Source organism: Rhodoferax sp. P1_F3 (assembly GCF_056405715.1).
In genome coordinates this window covers 359,639-378,242 of record NZ_JBFUBO010000001.1, presented here as the reverse complement: position 1 = coordinate 378,242, position 18,604 = coordinate 359,639, and the positions used below count along the sequence as shown (strand labels likewise).

The 18,604-nt window shown below is 62.6% G+C and carries 19 protein-coding genes; 5 read left to right on the top strand and 14 right to left on the bottom strand.

Annotation, left to right across the window (positions count from 1 at the left end; all coding sequences use genetic code 11):
* Positions 1-4: 4 nt before the first annotated feature.
* From AC1DZ5_RS01875 to gspG, 10 genes are read right to left on the bottom strand one after another with little or no spacing between them, the layout of a single operon-like run.
* Positions 5-1,480, bottom strand: a complete 1,476-nt coding sequence (locus AC1DZ5_RS01875; protein WP_477885469.1) for a hypothetical protein — start codon at positions 1,478-1,480, stop codon at positions 5-7.
* A 25-nt stretch (positions 1,481-1,505) separates the two neighbouring features.
* On the bottom strand, positions 1,506-3,617 hold the full coding sequence (gene gspD / locus AC1DZ5_RS01870) for a type II secretion system secretin GspD (protein WP_477885467.1): 2,112 nt from the start codon (positions 3,615-3,617) through the stop codon (positions 1,506-1,508).
* A 4-nt stretch (positions 3,618-3,621) separates the two neighbouring features.
* Positions 3,622-4,440 (bottom strand): type II secretion system protein N, encoded by an 819-nt coding sequence (gspN, locus tag AC1DZ5_RS01865; protein ID WP_477885465.1) that lies wholly within the window; start codon positions 4,438-4,440, stop codon positions 3,622-3,624.
* A gap of 7 nt (positions 4,441-4,447) precedes the next feature.
* On the bottom strand, positions 4,448-4,921 hold the full coding sequence (gene gspM, locus AC1DZ5_RS01860; RefSeq protein WP_477885463.1) for a type II secretion system protein GspM: 474 nt from the start codon (positions 4,919-4,921) through the stop codon (positions 4,448-4,450).
* Positions 4,918-6,102, bottom strand: coding sequence for a type II secretion system protein GspL (gene gspL, locus AC1DZ5_RS01855; protein ID WP_477885461.1), 1,185 nt, complete (start codon positions 6,100-6,102; stop codon positions 4,918-4,920). Before gspL ends, gspM begins: the two co-directional genes overlap by 4 nt.
* Positions 6,103-6,136: 34 nt before the next feature.
* Positions 6,137-7,099: a type II secretion system minor pseudopilin GspK gene (gene gspK / locus AC1DZ5_RS01850; protein WP_477885459.1), complete on the bottom strand. Its 963-nt coding sequence runs from the start codon at positions 7,097-7,099 to the stop codon at positions 6,137-6,139.
* Positions 7,096-7,773 (bottom strand): PulJ/GspJ family protein, encoded by a 678-nt coding sequence (locus AC1DZ5_RS01845; RefSeq protein ID WP_477885457.1) that lies wholly within the window; start codon positions 7,771-7,773, stop codon positions 7,096-7,098. Before AC1DZ5_RS01845 ends, gspK begins: the two co-directional genes overlap by 4 nt.
* On the bottom strand, positions 7,773-8,141 hold the full coding sequence (gene gspI, locus AC1DZ5_RS01840) for a type II secretion system minor pseudopilin GspI (RefSeq protein ID WP_477885455.1): 369 nt from the start codon (positions 8,139-8,141) through the stop codon (positions 7,773-7,775). Before gspI ends, AC1DZ5_RS01845 begins: the two co-directional genes overlap by 1 nt.
* Positions 8,138-8,572 carry a GspH/FimT family pseudopilin gene (locus tag AC1DZ5_RS01835; protein WP_477885776.1) on the bottom strand — a complete coding sequence of 145 codons (435 nt, stop codon included), beginning with the start codon at positions 8,570-8,572 and terminating at the stop codon, positions 8,138-8,140. Before AC1DZ5_RS01835 ends, gspI begins: the two co-directional genes overlap by 4 nt.
* On the bottom strand, positions 8,566-8,997 hold the full coding sequence (gene gspG / locus AC1DZ5_RS01830; protein WP_477885453.1) for a type II secretion system major pseudopilin GspG: 432 nt from the start codon (positions 8,995-8,997) through the stop codon (positions 8,566-8,568). The genes AC1DZ5_RS01835 and gspG overlap by 7 nt, the downstream gene beginning before the upstream one ends.
* A gap of 81 nt (positions 8,998-9,078) precedes the next feature.
* Here gspG and AC1DZ5_RS01825 point away from each other — a divergent pair, with 81 nt between their 5' ends.
* Positions 9,079-9,576, top strand: a complete 498-nt coding sequence (locus AC1DZ5_RS01825) for a type II secretion system protein N (protein ID WP_477885451.1) — start codon at positions 9,079-9,081, stop codon at positions 9,574-9,576.
* Positions 9,577-9,622: 46 nt separating this feature from the next.
* Here AC1DZ5_RS01825 and ilvA read toward each other — a convergent pair whose 3' ends face one another.
* A complete protein-coding gene (gene ilvA, locus AC1DZ5_RS01820; protein WP_477885449.1) occupies positions 9,623-11,245 on the bottom strand; it encodes a threonine ammonia-lyase, biosynthetic in 1,623 nt (540 codons plus the stop codon).
* A gap of 124 nt (positions 11,246-11,369) precedes the next feature.
* On the opposite strand from ilvA, the gene AC1DZ5_RS01815 reads away from it, so the two are divergent.
* Positions 11,370-11,819, top strand: coding sequence for an OsmC family protein (locus AC1DZ5_RS01815; protein ID WP_477885447.1), 450 nt, complete (start codon positions 11,370-11,372; stop codon positions 11,817-11,819).
* Positions 11,820-11,836: 17 nt separating this feature from the next.
* Here the strand turns inward: AC1DZ5_RS01815 and coq7 are convergent, their stop codons facing one another.
* Positions 11,837-12,454 (bottom strand): 2-polyprenyl-3-methyl-6-methoxy-1,4-benzoquinone monooxygenase, encoded by a 618-nt coding sequence (gene coq7, locus AC1DZ5_RS01810; RefSeq protein ID WP_477885445.1) that lies wholly within the window; start codon positions 12,452-12,454, stop codon positions 11,837-11,839.
* Between the two features lie 242 nt (positions 12,455-12,696).
* Here coq7 and AC1DZ5_RS01805 point away from each other — a divergent pair, with 242 nt between their 5' ends.
* Both AC1DZ5_RS01805 and AC1DZ5_RS01800 read left to right on the top strand, forming a co-directional pair.
* Complete coding sequence (locus tag AC1DZ5_RS01805; RefSeq protein ID WP_477885443.1) at positions 12,697-13,698, top strand: porin; 1,002 nt, start codon at positions 12,697-12,699, stop codon at positions 13,696-13,698.
* A gap of 288 nt (positions 13,699-13,986) precedes the next feature.
* On the top strand, positions 13,987-15,066 hold the full coding sequence (locus AC1DZ5_RS01800) for a porin (protein WP_477885441.1): 1,080 nt from the start codon (positions 13,987-13,989) through the stop codon (positions 15,064-15,066).
* 126 nt (positions 15,067-15,192) lie between these two features.
* Here the strand turns inward: AC1DZ5_RS01800 and AC1DZ5_RS01795 are convergent, their stop codons facing one another.
* Both AC1DZ5_RS01795 and zwf read right to left on the bottom strand, forming a co-directional pair.
* Entirely contained in the window at positions 15,193-16,041 is an 849-nt protein-coding gene (locus AC1DZ5_RS01795; protein ID WP_477885439.1) for a MurR/RpiR family transcriptional regulator, read from the bottom strand.
* A 6-nt stretch (positions 16,042-16,047) separates the two neighbouring features.
* Complete coding sequence (gene zwf, locus AC1DZ5_RS01790; protein ID WP_477885437.1) at positions 16,048-17,514, bottom strand: glucose-6-phosphate dehydrogenase; 1,467 nt, start codon at positions 17,512-17,514, stop codon at positions 16,048-16,050.
* Between the two features lie 142 nt (positions 17,515-17,656).
* Between zwf and tal the strand changes: the two genes are divergently transcribed.
* Positions 17,657-18,604 carry a transaldolase gene (tal, locus tag AC1DZ5_RS01785; protein ID WP_477885435.1) on the top strand — a complete coding sequence of 316 codons (948 nt, stop codon included), beginning with the start codon at positions 17,657-17,659 and terminating at the stop codon, positions 18,602-18,604.

Here is an 18,604-nt window from a genome sequence, read left to right as displayed (position 1 = left end):
GATATCAATCCACCAGATCGGGGTAGGGCGGGAAGCTGGAAGGCTTGCCGTCGAGGTAGGCCGCTATGGTGTCTTTGCTCTTCTCCATCCAGGTCCGCACGGCCTTCATATATTTACCATCGGGATTCACCGTCGCGGGTTGTGCGGTGTACAGAGTAAACAGCAGACGTCGGGTGTCATTGGCGCCTACACGCAGTTCTATCCAGGTATGGGCTTCTGGCAATCCGTCGGCGTACGGGATCAACGCTGCAAGATTGGTTTTGTCCCACTCCGTGCCGGTGGTTTTGGCGTTAACCACACGTTGACGGAAGCTTTTGGAAAAAGTGTTGGCCATGCCGCACGAAGCAATTGGTGATTCGGGTGTAGTGCCATAGTTCTCCAAGATAGGTGTCGACTTGCTTTCACATTTGGTAGAGGCTTGAGAGTAATAGTAAGGTTTGCTGTCGTAAACCAGCCAAGCGGCAGCAATGCTGGCATTGGGGTCCATATTGCGCAGGGTGAGGTAAACCCGGCTGGACTTGGTTGGACTGGCACCCGGTTGAACTTCTCGGCGCTCGGCCACTTTCCACTGCCCCGGGGGCAATGGCATGGGGGGCCCGCTTTCGTCCAGCTTGAGGGAGCCAGACAAGACTTTTCCGGGAAGGGTGATCTCCACAGCGTTGTCAATTTTCTGAGCCGTTTCACTCGCACTGTCGTTACCCGCTACAGGCGTGGGGAACGGCGCAATGGGTATGGACTTGTTGTGCAAAGCGGCCTGAATAGAGAGACCAGTTTCATGCACCCACGCTTGTGCAGCCAGGTCAAACGAATTGCCTTTTTGCATGCTGGACGGCGCACGCACATGCATTTGGTATGTCGCACGTCGCCCTTTGTCCGCACTGAACGTCATGATCAAGAACAGGCTGCTGTCGCTGATGGACGATACATAGGGGAGAAAGCCAGAATACAAGTCACGGTTGATGGCGTTGTTGCTGTGGGCTAGGTTGTCGACCATTCCCCGGTTTCCGCTAACGACATACAGTCCCCGGGCACAGCCATAAGTGAGCCCGCTTGGCAATGTCCCAAAGTCGTCCTTGAAAGGCGCCCCGGATGTCCCTATGAGATTGCACGCCGGGCTTCTCCAAACAATGGGTACTGAATCAGGCGTGAAGGTGACCATCAGCAATTCAACCGGGTTGCCGGCATCCTGGCTTTTCAGTGCCACCACGATCTCGGGCACAGAATTTCTGGATTCGGAGTTACCGCCCGTCAAGCTGACGCTGGAGCTTGCCTTGCTCACCACCAACCACTCGCCAGGAGGCAAGGGCCAGGGAGCCGCAAAGGCGCTGAAACTGATGCCCTTGCCATCAAGCTTTGTGCCAGCTTCCAGTTTGTCATACGGTGTCTGGGCCATGACAGCGGATGCCATGCAAAGCCCTGCGAATAAAGCGGCGCGCCACACATGGGTCAACAGTCGTTGGACGGTTGTTGCTTTTGTCATTCTCTCTTTGTCTCCCTGCGGTTACTTATGGTTGAGGTGATGGAGGTATTGGCGCCGCCGGCGGTGCTGGTCGCGTCTGCAACGCCGGCAACACCGGTGCCTCGTTGATCGGTACCAAGGTGCTGGCTTCAGGCTGACCATTAAGTTGCCCGCTGCGCATGAGTTCGTAGCGGTCGTTCGATAAGCGGTCCACGGCGGCGGCATCGCGCACCACCACGGGCCGCAAGAACACCATTAGGTTGGTCTTCTTGCGGCTGCGGGCTTCGCTCTTGAACAGGTTGCCAAAGAAGGGTACATCGCTCAAGCCGGGTACCTTTTCCTGGTTGCCAGCGTATTCATCCTGCAGCAGGCCGCCCAGCACGACCACGGCACCGTCTTCCACCAGCACGTTGGATTCGATCGTGCGCTTGTTGGTGGTGGGGCCGTTGGGGGCGTTGGCGGTGGAGGCCAGCACGCTGGACACCTCCTGGAAGATGGTTAGCTTGACGGTGCCGTTCTCGCTGATCTGCGGCTTGACCTTGAGCGTCAGGCCCACGTCTTTGCGCTCGATGGTCTGGAAGGGGTTGACCGTGCCGTTGTTGCCGCCGCCGGTGTTCGTGAACTGGCCGGTGACAAAGGGCACGTTCTGGCCGATGACGATCTTGGCTTCTTCGTTGTCCAGCGTCAGCAGGTTGGGTGTAGAGAGTACATTGCCGCTGCCCGACTCTTCCAGAAAACGCGCCAGAAAGCCCAGCACATAGACGCCGTTGGTCTTAGTGGCTGCGCCCAGGTTGAAGCCACGGGGGGGCGACACTGTGCCCGCAGCGGCCTGGGTGGCCAGGTTGATGATGTTTTTGCCGCCGCTGCCAAAGTTGGTGCCCAAGAGGCCGATCACGCCGTCGCCTGCATTGCCCAGCGCGCCCTGCCACTGGATGCCAAATTCGGCCGCCTTGTCGGCGCTGACCTCGGCGATCAGGCTTTCCACATAGACCTGGGCGCGGCGTGCATCGAGCTTGTCGATGACGGCGCGCAGCTGGCGGTACTGCGGTTCGCTGGCGGTGATGATGAGCGAGTTGGTGGTGGGGTCGGCCTGGATCTGGCCACCGGTGCTGGGCACATTGGTGGCGGTGGCAGAGGCTGCGCTACCGGCGGCGGCGGGTGCTGGCGTGGCGGCCACTGGCGCGCGCGCCTCGCTGCTGATGGCGGCGCGCAGCGTGGTGGCCAACTGGGTGGCGTTGGCGTTCTTCAGGTAGACCACATAGATGTTGCCGGCCGCGCCGTTGCCGCCTGCGGTGGGTTGGTCCAGCTTGCTGATGAGGGAGCGGGCCAAGGCCAGGCGTGCCTGGTTGGCGGCACGCACGATAAGGGCGTTGCTGCGCGGTTCGGCCAGCACCGCCGTCTTGAAGCTGGCATCGGCCTGGCCGGCGCCCACGGTGCCGCTGCTCTCCAGCAGGCGCAGCACCAGGGGGGCCAGGTCGCTGGCGTTGGCGTGTTGGATGGGGATGACTTCCACGTCGGTGGCGTTGGGCACATCCAGCGCGGCCACCACACGGGCCAGGCGGCGCAGGTTGTCGGCGTAGTCGGTGATCACCAGCGAGTTGGTCGCCGGGTTCACGTTGATAGGGTTGTTGGGGTTGATCAGCGGGCGCAGCACGGCCACCAGGTTGTTGGCGTTCTCGTACTGCAGCTTGATGATTTGCGTGACCAACTGGTTGCCACCCGCGCCGGGGCTGCCCGATTCGGTGGCCGATACGCCACCACCCTGTAGCTTGGCGTCCGCCTCGGGCACCACCTTGTCAATGCCATCTACCTGTACGACGGTGAAGCCTTGCATGCGCAGCGTGGCCAGGAACAGGTTGTAGGCGCGCGCTGGCGAGGCCGGGCTGTCCGTGGTCAGCGTGATGTTGCCCTTGACGCGTGGGTCCACCACCACGTTGCGCCCGGTCAGCGTGGCCATGGTGCGGGCCACGGCCTCAATGTCGGCATTGCTGAAGTTCAGTGTGACGGGTTCGCCGCGCTTCACCGGAGCCGTTTGCGCCCACACTTGTGTGCCAAACAGGCCGCTAGCCACCATGAATAGTGCGCAAGCAGCTAGCAAATGCATAGCAATCTGGCGGCTACCCGGGGCTCTGGAGGAAGGAGGAGGGGACTGGTGCATGCGGTTATCCCACGTGGATGATGGAGCGCGCGCCATCGCGCCGTCCAATGATATTGAGCAGATTGGCCAGTGCGTCTTCGCGGCCCGCGGCGGCGCGCGCTTCGCCATCAAATTGCAGCCGGCCCTGGTGCCACTGGCCGCGGCCCTGCAGCTGCAGGGCGCCGTCCAACGTTTGCAGTGCCAGCGTGGGCGCATCGCCGCCCAGCAGTTCAATCCGGTAGCTGCCCACGGGTTGCAGCGGGGTCAGGCGCGTGCTCATCTGCAGCGCATCGATCTGCAGTCGGCCTTGCAGTGCCAATGCGCCTTGCTGCCATTGCAGTGCCAGCCCCTGTGGCTGCAGCGCCAGCGTGCCTTGCAGCTGGATGGTGTTCCACGGCGTGCCCAGCCCGGTCAATAGCGCGCTGGGCAGGCGTATGGCTTGTGCGGCGTCCAGGTCGGATGTGTGCAGTTGCACGGCACGGGTGGAAGCCTCCAGGGTGAGGTCCAACGGAGTGGTCATGCAGCAGGGCGCGTGCAGGCGCAGCGCCGCACCCAGCCACTGCGGGCGTAGGTGCCACTCTAGTCGTCCGGGCAGCGCGGTGGCCACCGCGGGGTCGGCCCCCAAGGCCAATTGGGCGCTGCCTTGCCAGACCGTACCCTGGGGCTGCAGCAGCTGCACGCGCTGCTGGCTGGCCTGTGCCAGGCCCCAGGCCAGCCAGCGCGCGGGGGCAAACACGGCGGCGGCAACCAGCCCACCCACCAGCAGTCCCACCGCCGCCCAGGCCCAAGGCGCGGCGCGCCGGGGCGTGGCGGTCAGGGGGATAGGGGCGAGCAGGGTGGCCATGGTGTCGTCAGTTACCCGGCAGGGGTAGTTGCAGGGTGCCGTTCCAGCCGCCCTTGGCATCGCGGCTCAGGTTGGCTTGGCTGGGGGCCAGGCGCGCCTCGGTGCGTGCGCGGGCCAGCCACTGGGCCAGGGCCTGCGGGCTCGCGCCACGCAGCGTCACCGTGGCCAGGGTGCCTTGCACCACCACGCTGCCGCTGGTACCCAGCGCACCCAGCGTGCTTTGCAGGGCCTGCTGGGCAGCGGCGGTGGAGAGTGGCGGCTGGGCCTGCAGACTCTGCGCCTCAGCTTGCAGGCCGCGCATGGTTTGCAGCTGGGCTTCCAGCCGCGGGGCCTGGGTTTCCCACTGGCGCAGGCTGCGCAGCGCTGGGGCCACGCCCAGCCACCACAGCAGCGCCACGCCAACCAGGGCGAGCGCGATGCCCAGCATGCGCTGCTCGCGCGGCGCGCGTTGGCTCCACCAGTGGCGCATGGATGCACTCATGGCGTACTCCGGGGGCTGAGCAGCAGGGTGTCGCCGTCCAGGCGGGCACTGTAGCCCCGCGTGTGCAACTGGTTTTGCACCGCGGGCAGTTGCTCAGGGGCCAGAGTCAGGCCGCGCATGCGCACCTCACCTGCTACAAAATCAATAGCTGCTGGCGCATATTTGGCGGGGGCTATGGCCTCAAAACCTTCCAAACTACCGAGTGCGGCCAACACACTCTCCAAATCGCGCGCCGAGGCGCTGCCGCTGGCCTGGCGCAGGCCGGCCATGCCGCGCTCCATCTGCAGCGGGGCATCCACCACCACCGGGGTGTTGGGGAAGGTGGCCAGCAAGGTGGCCTGTAAGGCGCTGCGTTGCTGCGTGAGCTGGTTGCTGGCCTGCCAGGCCGCCACATTCAACCCCAGCAGCTGCACGCCCAGCAAGGCCACAGCGGCCCAGCGCGCGGGGCGCCATTGCGCCGACTGCCACAGCGCTGCAGCGGCCTGCTGCAGCCGGCGCGTGGCCGGATGGCTACGCGCCATGTCGCCCTGGGCCAAGTCCCAGTCACTCTGGGCGCATTGCTGCAGGCGCTCGTCGCGCGAGAGCACCTGTACCTCGCCGCGGTGCAGGGCCTCGGCAAGGCCTGCCACCGCAGGTTCTGCCTGTACGGCCAGCGGGTGCCAGGATTCGGGAATAGAGGCGGACGAGGTGTGGTCCGCGGACAGGGGGCGCCAATGTACGCCGCTGCCATCCACCCACACGGCCTGCGCTGTGTCGGCATCGCCAGTGACCCACAGCGTGTCGGCGTCCGCCAGCGGCGCCCACTCGGGTACCACGGCGCCTATTTGGTAGCCCGCCTGCTCCAGCGCCAGTAGCGCCTGGCGCAACCAACTGCGTGCGCAGGCGGCCACCCACACCGGGTTACCGGCGTTCAGGGCCGGCTGCAGCGCAAAGTGCATTTGGGCCGGGTCGTCCAGCAGCTGGTCTTCCAGCAGGCCTTCCAGCACGGCGCGCAGCCGTGGGCCTTGGCGCTGCACGCCCACAGGCAGCTGCACGCGGTGCCACGACAAGGCTTGCGCAGGTACCACGACCGTGACATGGCCTGCCCGCGCCGCGCCGCCCGCGCCCACCCATTCCCACTGCGCCACGGGGGTGGCAGGCAGGGCGGCGGGCAATGGCAACAGGACAAGCGGACGGGTCATGTGGGGGGCGCAAGAGGGCGCCTTGGTGGGCGGTTCATTGTACGGACGCCACCTCGGCGGCCAGGCGCTCTTTCCATAGGGGTTTCACCAGCAAACCTTCGCGTTGCACTACGGTGCGTTCCTGGGTGTCCAGCGCGCCTAGGCGCAGGCGTGCGCGCACCTCGAAATAGCGCGAATTCACGCTGTGCTGTGTGTCCACCGTGGCCAGGTTTGCCAGGCCCGAAGCCTGCACCACTTCGGCCAGTGTTTGGAAGTGGTTAAGCGCGCGCGCCGCGACCAAGCGCTGCGCACCCGCAGCGTCCAGGCCCGGCAGGCAGGCCTGCAGCAGCACGGCGGGGGCGGTGTTCAGGTTCAGCGGTGTGCGCTCGGGCAATAGCACCACGTAGGGTCGCAGCACGCGCACTGTGGCGGGCGAGAGGCCCAGCCAGCCCAATTGGTCCGCGCTGCGCGGCAGCAGCGGGTGCGGCTGGTTGGTAGAGTTGGGCGTGTCCGGCGGCTCCAGCGCCAGCTGCAAGTTGCTTACCAATACTTGCAATTCAGTGGGCGGCAGGTGCAACGCATCGAACAAGCGGGTGACGGCCTGCAGCGTGGCGGGGTGGGGGCGCCCCTCTTGCACCAGGTTGAGCAGGTTCAGGCGCGCTTGCAGGTCGTTGATCTGGCCCGACAGGCTGGCGTCCTGCAGCGCCTCCAGCGCCGCATCGCCACCGCCTTGGCTAGCCAGAAAGGCGGAGAGTTTGGCGTCTTGCAGCGGCACGGCCCAGGGCTCGGCCAGGTGGTCGGTGGCGCCGGTGCGGGCGTCTTCGCGCAAGATCAGCCGCGCCCAGTCCACCGCGCCCTGCAGGATCCAGCTGGCCTGGGTGCGCTGGCGCTCCGCAGTTTCCACCTCCAGCGTGCGCCACTGCTGCCACAGCGCGGAGGCGCTGAGTGCGGCCACCAGCGTGACCAGCAGCATGGCGGTGAGGATGGCTGCGCCGTGTTGGTGGCGTCGGTGCGTCACGGTGTGCCCCCGCTGTTGGCGCGCGCCCAGTCACGCGTCACTGTACCGGCCAGGGGGTGGGGCGGCGATACGGTCAGCACCAGACGTACGCCATCTGGCACGTTGGCCGCGGGCTGGGCGCCCGCGCCGTTGCTGCCAGTGCTGGAGAGCGGGTTGCTCCAGGCGCCGCCCCAGTAGAAGTAGAGTTGCCATTGGTCCAGCGCGGCAACGCGCACCTCACGCGTGCGCGCACCGTTGGCGCTGTCAGCGCCGGCGCCTTGCAGCCAGGCATCCGCCGCGGCCCAGGCACTGGTCCATTCCTCACGGGTGCGCACGGGGGTGGACTGCCAGCGCAGCCACTGCGTGCGGCCGTCGCGCTCGGCGCGCGTCCAGGCCACCACCTGCGCACCGGCGCTGTCGCCTGCGGTAGCGCGGCGCGTCAGGCGCAGGGCGCGGCCATCCCATTCCAGCGTGCGGGTTTGCGGCAGTTCGGTCAGCGCGTCCAGGTCCGTGGTCCACTGCGAGAGGCCGGCATCCAGCGCCAGCACGGCGTCGGCATGGTCGCGGTTGGCATTGCGCGCCTGTTGCATACCATCCAGTGCACGCCAGCCCATGACGGCCATCAGCGCCATCACGCCCAGCGCCACCAGCAGCTCGATCAGCGTGAAGCCACGGGGGCGGTGCACCGGTCGCATCAGTAGCGTCCCACCACGGTGCCCAGCTGTAGCAGTGGCATGCCGTCCAGCGCTACGCGCGCTTCCACGCGGCGGAAGTTGGGGTTGGGTGTGGGCTGCACCAGCAGGCGCAGGTCCAGCGTGCGACCCGCTTGTTCGCAGGGGCGGGTGCTGTCACCCACATCGGGCAACTGGCGCGACAGGCGCACCTGGGCCAGGGCGTTTTCCGCACACAGCTGGGCCAGCACGCGCTCGGTTTGGCGACTGGTATTGCGCGTCAGGGAGGCCGTGGCCTGCAGACCCGCAATCAGGGTGACAGCCACGATGGCCAGCGCCACCAGCACCTCAATCAGGGTGAAGCCCCGGGGCGCGGGGCGCAGCCGGTTCATGGCGCGCTGCTTTGCACGGCGAAGGGCCGCACGCCATCGGTGGCCACCCACAGGCTGCGCTCGGGCTGGTCCTTGCTCCACAGGCGCACCGCTTGGGGGGTGATCAAGGGGTCGGGGCCCAGCAATACGGGCTCGCTTTGGGCCTGTATTCCGGTGGTTTGCCAGGTGCTGGGCAAGGCCGGGGCGTCCTTGACCGGTGGCAGGCCTTCAAACACAAAACCCTGTGCGGTACTGCGCCAGCGCACCGGGTTGCCACTGGCGCGCGACTGCGCGCGGGCCGATTCCAGCAGTGCCGCCAGGCGCTGGGCTTCGCGGTCCAGCTGGGACTGCGCCGCATCGCGCAGTGCCAAGGCCACTCCTGCCGCGGCCACTCCTACGATAGCGACCACCAGCAGAAGCTCCAGCAGGGTGAAGCCGCGCGGTTTCACCAGTTCCCGATATCGGCGTCTTTGCCGTCGCCGCCCGCTTGGCCATCCGCGCCAAAGCTCATCACGTCGATCTCGCCCTTGAGGCCGGGGCTCAGGTACAGGTAGGCGCGGCCCCAGGGGTCATTGGGCAGCTTGTCCAGGTAGGGGCGCCAGTTGGGCGGTAGCGCACCCGCGGTGGGCTTGGCCACCAGGGCTTGCAGGCCCTGCTCGCCGCTGGGGTAGCGCTGGTTGTCCAGCTTGTAGAGCTTGAGCGCCTGGCTGAGGTTGGCAATGTCGGTTTTGGCGGCGGCCACGCGGGCGTCGTCGGCACGGTCCAGCACATTGGGCACGATGAGCGCGGCCAGCACGCCGATGATGACCAGCACCACCATCAGCTCGATCAGGGTGAAGCCGCGGGCAAGTGCAGAAGGGCGTGAAGCAATGCGCATGGTGGGAGGGCCAGGATGGTGAGCGTTGAACGGTGCGCCTGCCAGGGCAGGGCGCATGGGCCTTCCATGATAATGCGCCGAATGGTCCTTTCTGCCCCTTCCCTGTGGTGGCCGCGTTTGGCGGCATTCGTCCTGGCGGCGCTGGCGGCTGCCAGTGCGGCCGTCTGGGGGTTGCGCGTGGCCGCACCGGTGCAGGCCAGCAGCATTGCGGCTGTGGCAGCGCCCGCGGTACCGCCGGATGGGGTGGCCGTAGCGCGTGCGTTGGGTGCAGTTGCGGCAGCCGGCGACTCCCCTGCGGTGGCGCAGGCTGCTCCGGTGCTGGAGTCAGCGCGCTTTGCGCTGATGGGCGTGGTGGCCCAGCCCAATGCCAAGGGTGCGGCCCTGTTGTCGGTAGATGGCAAGCCTGCCAAGCCATATACCGTGGGTGCGAATGTGGTGGATGGCTGGACGCTGCAGGCGGTGCAGGGGCGCCGTGCCACGCTGGCGCGCAATGATGCGGAGATGGTGCTGGAGCTGCCAGCACTGGTGCCCGCAGCTGCCGGCCCTTCCATCGCGATCAAGGGTAAAACAGCGCCCTAGCCCTCGTGGAACATGCGTCGGCAGCTACTCTTTTTGTAGCATGTGCTCAGCGCTGCAGGAACATGCGGTACACCGGGTTGGCGGTTTCTTCCACATACGGGTAACCCAGCGTTTCCAGAAACTGCGCAAATGCCTGGTTGTCCGCAGCAGGCACTTGTAGTCCCACCAGAATGCGGCCGTAGTCCGCGCCCTGGTTGCGGTAGTGGAACAGGCTGATGTTCCAGCCCGGGCGCATCAGGCTCAGGAACTTCATCAGCGCGCCGGGCCGTTCGGGGAACACAAACCGCAGCAGGCGCTCGTCCTGCGCCAGGCTGGAGATGCCGCCCACCATGTGGCGGATGTGCTCCTTGGCCAGCTCGTCGTGCGTGAGGTCCAGCGTCTGAAAGCCGTGCTTGGCAAAGCTCTTGGCAATCTTGCCAGACTCACCCTTGTTCTGCGTGGTCAGGCCCACAAACACGTGCGCCTGCGCCGCGTCGCTGATGCGGTAGTTGAACTCGGTCACATTGCGCGTGCCGCCAGGCAGCTCGCCAATCAGTTCGCAAAAGCGCTTGAAGCTGCCGCGCTCCTCGGGAATCGTCACGGCAAACAGTGCTTCGCGCTCTTCGCCCACCTCGGCGCGCTCGGCCACGAAGCGCAGGCGGTCGAAGTTCATGTTGGCGCCGCAGAGGATGGCGGCATAGGTCTCGCCCTTGGTTTTGTGCGTGGCCACATATTGCTTGATGGCCGCCACGGCCAGCGCGCCCGCAGGTTCCACGATGGAGCGCGTGTCCACAAAAATGTCCTTGATGGCCGCGCACACCGCGTCGGTGTCTACGGTCACATAGTCGTCCACTAGGTTGCTGGCGATGCGGAAGGTTTCCTCGCCCACCAGCTTCACCGCCGTGCCGTCGGAAAACAGGCCTACGTCGGGCAATGTCACGCGCTGCTTGGCGGCCACCGACTGGATCATCGCGTCGGAGTCGTTCATTTGCACGCCGATGACCTTGACGCCGGGTGCCACGGCCTTGATGTAGTTGGCCACACCCGAGATCAGTCCGCCGCCGCCAATCGCCACAAACACGGCGTCCAGGCCGGGGCCGGTTTTGCTGCCAGTTTTGTGGCCCGACTTGGCCGCCTTGTCGGCGCCCAACGTCTGCACCTGGCGCATGATTTCCATGGCCACCGTGCCCTGACCGGCGATCACATCTGGATCGTCAAACGGGTGCACAAAGGTCAGCCCCTCCTTTTCCTGCAAGGTCACCGCGTGGCCATAGGCGTCGGAATAGCTCTCGCCAAACAGCACCACCTCGCCACCGAAGCCGCGCACCGCATCCACCTTGAGCTGGGGTGTGGTGGTGGGCATCACGATCACGGCGCGCACCCCCATGCGGCTGGCAGATAAGGCCACGCCCTGGGCGTGGTTGCCTGCGGACGCGCAGATCACGCCCTTGGCGATCTGCTCGGGCGGCAGTTGCGCCATCTTGTTGTAGGCGCCGCGCAACTTGAAGCTGCGTACCGGTTGCTGGTCTTCGCGCTTAAAAAGCACGGTGTTGTGCAGGCGGCGGCTCAGTGCGCGAGCGGGCTCCAGCGGGGTCTCATTGGCCACGTCGTAGACGCGTGCGGTCAGAATTTTCTTGAGGTAATCCGCCGGGGTGAGCTGGGGGGCTGGGGTCTGCTGGGGAGAACTCACGGGGCTACACTCCGATATGAATAGGCGAAAACGCAATTGGACAGCTCCGCGCGGGGCTGCTAGATTGCATTGTAGCGACATACTTTTGGCCCCGCGCGGGGCAATTTATTGAAGGATGAGAACCATGGAATGCACAGTAAGCTGGACTGGCGGCTTGAATACCCGCTCCGGCATGGGCTTTGTCGCCGAGACCGGCAGCGGCCATATCTTGACGATGGATGGCGCGCCCGATGCTGCCAAGCCCGAGAACGGTGGCCAAAACCTGGCACCGCGCCCTATGGAAACCGTGCTGGCCGGCACCGGCGGCTGCACCGCCTATGACGTAGTCCTGATCCTCAAGCGTGGCCGCCATGACATCCGTGGCTGCACTGTCAAACTGACGACTGAGCGTGCCGAGGTGGACCCCAAGGTGTTCACCAAGATCCACATGCAGTTCACCGTGACTGGCAAAGGCATCTCCGCCAACGCTGTGGAGCGCGCCATTGCCATGAGCCACGAAAAATACTGCTCAGCCAGCATCATGCTGGGCAAAACGGCCGAAATTACAACCGGATTCGATCTGGTCGAGGCCTGAACAGCGCTAGATCAGCCCTAAATCCGCTCCGCCACGGTGGTCATCACCTTGGCGGCGGCGCGCATCAGTGCCTTGACGGGCTGGGGCAAGTCTACGCCGCCCGCCGCTTTGGCCTCGTTGGCATGGCGCAGCTCATCGTCATGCATTTGCGCCACGATGGCGCGTGAGGCGTGGTCGCCTTCGGGCAGCAGTGCCAAATGACTCTGCAGGTGGTCACCCACCTGCTTTTCGGTTTCCACCACAAACCCCAGGCTGATGGCATCGCCCATGCGCCCGGCCAGCAGCCCCAAACCAAAAGCTCCGGCGTACCACAGCGGGTTCAACAACGACGGCCGTGCCCCCAGCTCTTCCAGCCGCTGCGCGGTCCAGGCCAGATGGTCGGTTTCTTCCAACGACGCCTGCGTGAAGTGCGCGCGCAGCCCAGGGTTGGGCGTGGCCAGAGCCTGTGCTGTGTAGAGAGCCTGTGCGCAGACCTCCCCCACGTGGTTCACCCGCATCAGGCCTGCAGCCTTGTGCTTTTCTGCGACCGAAAGCTCGGTGGCATGCTCTGCCACGGTAGGGCAAGCCTTGGCAGCGTGTGGCTGAGCGAACAGGGTGCGCAGCGCGGTGTCTGCAGCAGTAAAGAATGCGTCCATGGGAGATGTTTCCAATATGGAGAGAGTCTACCGGGGCTGACGTTTAGGTGAGCTTGATGACAGTCAAACAAATTGTTGCAACCCAACAACGGTAACCGGTAGGAACCCTAATATTTCGGGCTTTTCCTTTGCCAAACGCTCCCTCGTCTGGTGCAATACATCCAACTTCCTGAATAGGAGGTTGGCCCGGAGTTCCGAACAATCGGTCCGGAGCTCTATGTTTAACCTTGGAGTATTTCTACATGAAAAAGACTTTGATCGCTTTGGCCGTTTTGGCTGCTTCCGGCGCTTCTTTCGCACAAGCCACTATCACCGGTAACGTGACATCTGGCTACAAGGCAGCTACCGCTGTGACTACAGCCGCTGGCGTGAGCACTTCTAGCGACTCTTCCGGCTTGGGCCTGGATACCGCAGAACTGTACTTCACTGCTAACGAAGACCTGGGTGGCGGCTTGAAGGCTACTGCAGTGTTGAGCTTTGACACAGTTGCTCGCGCTGGCGTTGCTGGTGGCGACACTTCCTTGACTTTGGCGAATGCTTCTTGGGGCGCTTTTGCTCTGAAGTCTGTTAAGGGCGCTGACTACCTGTCTGGCGGTATCGCCAACGTGGGTGGTGTTGGTTTTGACGGTCGCATTTTCAGCGCCAAGACATACTCTGACAGCATTTCCTACACATCGCCTTCTTTCAGCGGTTTCACCATTGGTCTGTCCCACGCTGAAAACAGCGTGAACTCCGTTACCACCGGCCAAGGCCTGGGTGTTGGCGCTGCTGGTACTCCTACCGGTCGTGATTCTCAGCGTAATGCTGGTATCTCCGCTGCTTACGCTGCTGGCCCATTGGCTGCTAACTTGGGTTACACCACATACGACCAAAAGGGTACCGAAGCTCTGGACCCAGCAAACAGCGACAGCAAACTGTACGCTTCCGCTGCATACGACTTCGGCGTGTTCAAGCTGGGTGCTGGTGTAGAAGCTCGCAAGCTGGTCAAGGGTACACGTACTGATTCTTTGATCGGTGCCGCATTGCCTTTGGGCGCTTTCACACTGAACGCTACTTTTGCTAGCCGCGCAGTGAACGACAGCGTTGCAGCTACTGATGGCACCAAGACCGGTTACGGTCTGGGCGCTGCCTACGCTCTGAGCAAGCGTACTAGCGTTGTGGCTAACTACCGCAACTGGACTCAGACTGTTGGTGACAACTCCAAGTCCACAGAAACCAACCTGTTGTTGTCGCACTCCTTCTAATTTTTGGCTGGCTTAGCCAGTTCGAAATTTCAAGACAAAAAACCCGCTGTAGAAATACAGTGGGTTTTTTTGTTACGTATGAAATTTCATAATGCGGTGAAATTTTGTCTTTTGGTGCTAATACAACAAAATATGCTTTTTGGCGTTCGTGTCTAATTTTTGTCCCTTTAGTTACATGACGAGGACGTGAATTTTTGTTTCAATAGACATTGCTTCTGAATTAAGAAGTATCCGTTGGTCAAAAGGCTATTGACTAACTACCTAACTCAAATTGAAGAGACATACCAAATGAAAAAAACACTCATCGCCTTAGCTGCCTTGGCTGCAACGGGCGCATCGTTCGCACAAGTTACGATTACCGGCAACTTAATCACGGGCTACAAGTCTAGCTACCAAGCCCCTAATACCGGTACTGCTGGGCAACAAGCAGTGCAAACCGTTACCCAAGCCATCGCCGGTGGCTCAGGTGGCAATGCAGTTGGTGATTCTTCCGGCTTGGGTATTGATACCTCCTTGATTACCTTCAACGCCAAAGAGGACTTAGGCGGTGGCATGAGCGTGGCTGCGGAAATGAGTTTCGATGGTGTTAACCGTGCTGGTGTCAATGGTGGTGATACATCCTTGAAGTTGACTACGGGCGTTGGTCGTTTGACCCTGCAAAGCTACAAGCCTGTTGACTACCTGTCTGGCGGTATTTCTGGCGTTGGTGGTGTTGGTATGGACAACAAGGTGTTTCCTTCGCGAGGTCTGAAGGATGCTGCTGGTTTTGACACCAAGCTGGGTCCTGTCTATTTGGGTATGGCGCATATGGAGCAAGCCTCCGTGAGCTCTTCCACCACCTCGGGTGTGGGTGCGGGCTTGGGTGTTGGTGGCTCCGGCGCTGCGGGTACCACTGGTCAGCGCTTGAACAGCTTCACCGCGACATACGTCGGTGGCGCTTTGGTGGCTAACGTGAATTACTTGGTGTACGACGGCCGTACAGACAATGTGAACACTTCGTACAAAGACGTGATTCGTACCGCGGCTTCGTATGATTTTGGTACCGCAAAACTGGGTGGTGGTCTGTCTGTTTTGACCACGACTGGCGGAGCAACATTGACGGATGCTTTGGTAGCTGTTTCGGTTCCTGTAGGCGCCTTTACCTTGGGTGCAAACTTTGCTACTGAAACATTCAGTGGCTCTGTCGCGCAGGCTGGCGTATCGGCATCTGCCGGCGCGCTGGACCAGACTCGTAACGGCTATGGATTGTCTGCAACTTACGCTCTGAGCAAGCGCACCAGTTTGATTGCAAACTATGCCAATTGGCTGTCGGCTATTGGAAGGGACCGGAGCACTGAAACCAACCTGTTGGTTTCCCACTCCTTCTAATCACGGCGCTGGCGTGGGCCAGTATGTGGTATAGGTATAAAAGCCCGCTGTAGTAATACAGCGGGCTTTTCGTTGGGATGGCTACGCAAGCGATGACACAGGTTAAGGCGCAAGGCCTTAGTTGCTTCAGGCGTAGCGCTTGTTCCGCAGGTTGTGCTTCATCTCGCGCAGCAGGGGTTGCAGCTTGGCGCTGCCGATGCGCAGGGCCACGCAGGTGGCGAGGATGTCGATGATCATCAAGTGCAGCAGGCGGGAGACCATGGGGCTATAGCGGTCAAAGCCTTCAGGGTGGTCTGCACTCAGATGGATGTGGCCTGCGCTGGCCAGGGGCGAACCACTGGCGGTGATGACGATGGTGGTGGCGCCATTTTTGCGTGCAATATCGCAAGCGTCCATCAGGTCGCGGGTGCGGCCGGAATTGCTGATGACGACCACACAGTCGCCCGGCCCCAGGATTGAGGCGCTCATGACCTGCATGTGGCCGTCGCTGTAGGCAGTAGTGTTGATGCCCAGGCGGAAGAACTTGTGTTGCGCGTCTTGCGCCACGATGCCGGAATTGCCCACACCGAAGAACTGAATCTGCCGGCCTGCACTGTAGGCATCCACAAGCGCCAATACAGCCTTTTCTATCGCCAATGTGGAGGCGTCGTTGCGGTACTTGAGGAAGGCTGCCACCGTGTTGTCGATGACCTTGACCATCACATCGCCGGTTTTGTCATCGGCGTCCACACTGCGGTGGATAAAGGGCACGCCTTCGTTCACCGTGCCCGCCAGCTTCAGTTTGAAATCTGAAAGACCGTCGTAGCCTACGCTGCGGCAAAACCTCACCACGGTGGGTTTGCTGACATGGGCGCGGTCAGCCAGCTCGCTGACAGGCAGTTTGGCAAACGTGCGGGGGTCGGCCAAGCACAGCTTGCCCACCCGTTGCTCGGCGGGGGCCAGCGATGGCAGCGAGGCTTTGATTCGGTCCAACATAGGGTTTTAGCTTTCTTCGCTCCAGCAGAAGCCGTCGCGTGCAATCATGGCGCTGGATGCGCTGGGGCCCCAAGTACCGGCTGCGTACAGGCGCGGGCCCTGTGTGTCTGCAGCCCAGTGTTCCAGCATGGGTTCGACCCAGCGCCAGGCTTCTTCCTGCTCATCGCTGCGCACAAACAGGTTCAGGCGGCCGTCGATCACATCCAACAGCAGGCGCTCGTAAGCGCCCACACGCTCGGAGCCAAAGCGTTTGTCAAAATCTAGATCCAGTTGCACCGGTGCCAGGCTTTGCGACGCCGCAGCGCGCGATTGGCGGTTTTCCTGTCCCTGGGCGAGCAAGTGCAGCTCCAAGCCATCCTTGGGTTGCAGGTTGATGATCAGCCGGTTGGCTGCACCTTCGTTCGAGTCGTAGATGGCGTGTGGTGTGGGGCGGAAGTTGATGACGATGCGCGCATCGCGACCTGCCAAGCGCTTGCCGGTTCGGATGTAGAAGGGCACACCGGCCCAGCGCCAGTTGGCGATTTCGGTGCGCAGGGCGACAAAAGTTTCAGTGTTGCTCTTGGGGTCAACACCGGTTTCTTCGCGGTAGCCTGGCACCTTGTTGCCGCCGCTGGTGCCGGCCGAATATTGGCCACGCACCACGTCCTGCTTTAACGTCTCTGCGGTCCAAGGCTTGAGCGAACGCAGCACCTTGAGCTTTTCGTCGCGAATGGCATCGGCGTGCGAGTTGATCGGGGGCTCCATGGCAATCGCGCAGAGCAGTTGCAGCGCGTGGTTTTGCACCATGTCGCGCAGCGCGCCCGTGGTTTCGTAAAACGCGCCACGGCTTTCCACCCCCAGGTCTTCGGCAATGGTGATCTGGATGTTGGCGATGTGCTCACGGCGCCACAGTGGCTCGAACAAGGCGTTGCCAAAGCGCATGGCAAACAGGTTTTGCACCGAGGGCTTGCCCAGGTAGTGGTCGATGCGGTAGATCTGCTCTTCGGCAAAGAAGCGGCGCACCGTCTGATTGATTGCGCGGTTGGATGCCAGATCGTGGCCCAGAGGCTTTTCCAGCACCACACGGGTCTTGGGCGTGTTCAGGCCGCTGGCGGCCAACTGTTCACAGACATTGGTGAACAGGCTGGGCGCGGTGGCTACATACATGACCACGCTGTCGGCATTGCGGGCGTTCAGCGTCTGGGCCAGGCTGGCGTAATCGTCCGGCTTGGACAGGTCCATGCGCTGGAACTCGAGGATGGCAGCAAAGCGGGCAAATTCTTCGGCGCTGGGGCGCTTGGCCAGTTCCACTTTCTCGAAGCGGGACTGGATCAGTGCGCGGTATTGCTCATGGCTCATATCGTCTCGGCCCACACCGATGATGCGACCACCCGCAGGCAGAGAGCCGTGGCGGAAGGCCTGGAACAGGGCGGGCATCAACTTGCGCCAGGCCAAATCGCCGGTGCCGCCAAACATGACTAGATCAAAGCTCATAAGACAGGTGGTACGTTTAAGAGTTACATGAAAGATGACGTTGTAATGTAACTTTGTTTCATTGATAATTCAAGGGGACAAACCACAACACGTTGCTGGTTTACCCCTAGTCTTCAACCTTGGCCTTTTGGCCCGCGCCCCCATGAACCAACTCGACGCACTCAAACAATTCACCACCGTAGTGGCCGACACCGGCGACTTCAAGCAGCTCGACGCCTTCAAGCCCCAAGACGCGACCACCAACCCCTCGCTGATCCTGAAGGCGGTGCAAAAGGCCGACTACGAGCCCCTGGTGAAAGACACGGTGAACCAGTTCCGCAGTCGCCCCATGGACGAGATCGTGGACCGCCTGCTGGTGCGTTTTGGTTGCGAAATCCTCTCCATCATCCCAGGCCGCGTGTCCACCGAAGTGGATGCCCGTTTGAGCTTTGACACCAACGCCAGCGTGGCCCGTGGCGAACGTTTGATCGAGCTGTACCAAGCGCAAGGTATCCACTCTGACCGTGTGCTGATCAAGGTCGCTTCCACCTGGGAGGGCATCAAGGCTGCCGAGCAGCTGGAGCGCAAGGGCATCCGTACCAACCTGACCCTGTTGTTCGCTTTTTGCCAGGCCGTGGCTTGCGGCCAAGCCAAAGTGCAACTGATTTCCCCCTTTGTCGGCCGTATTTACGACTGGTACAAAAAGAACGCCGGCGCCGCTTGGGTGGAAGCCGACAACGGGTTGGCCAACGACCCCGGGGTGAAGTCTGTGGCGCAGATCTACAACTACTACAAGAAGTTCGGCATTGCCACCGAAGTGATGGGCGCGAGCTTCCGCAACGTGGGCCAGATCACGGCCCTGGCCGGTTGCGACCTGCTGACCATCAGCCCCGACCTGCTGGCCATCCTGGCCGCCACCAACGCACCGCTGACTCAGGCCCTGAACGCCGATACGGCCAAGGACCTGGCGCTGGAACACGTCAGCTACGACGAAGCCAGCTTCCGCCTGGCGCTGAACAACGATGCTATGGCCACCGAGAAGTTGGCCGAAGGCATTCGCGCGTTCTGCGTGGACGCTGTGAAGCTGGAACAGCTGCTGCTGGCTGCGTGA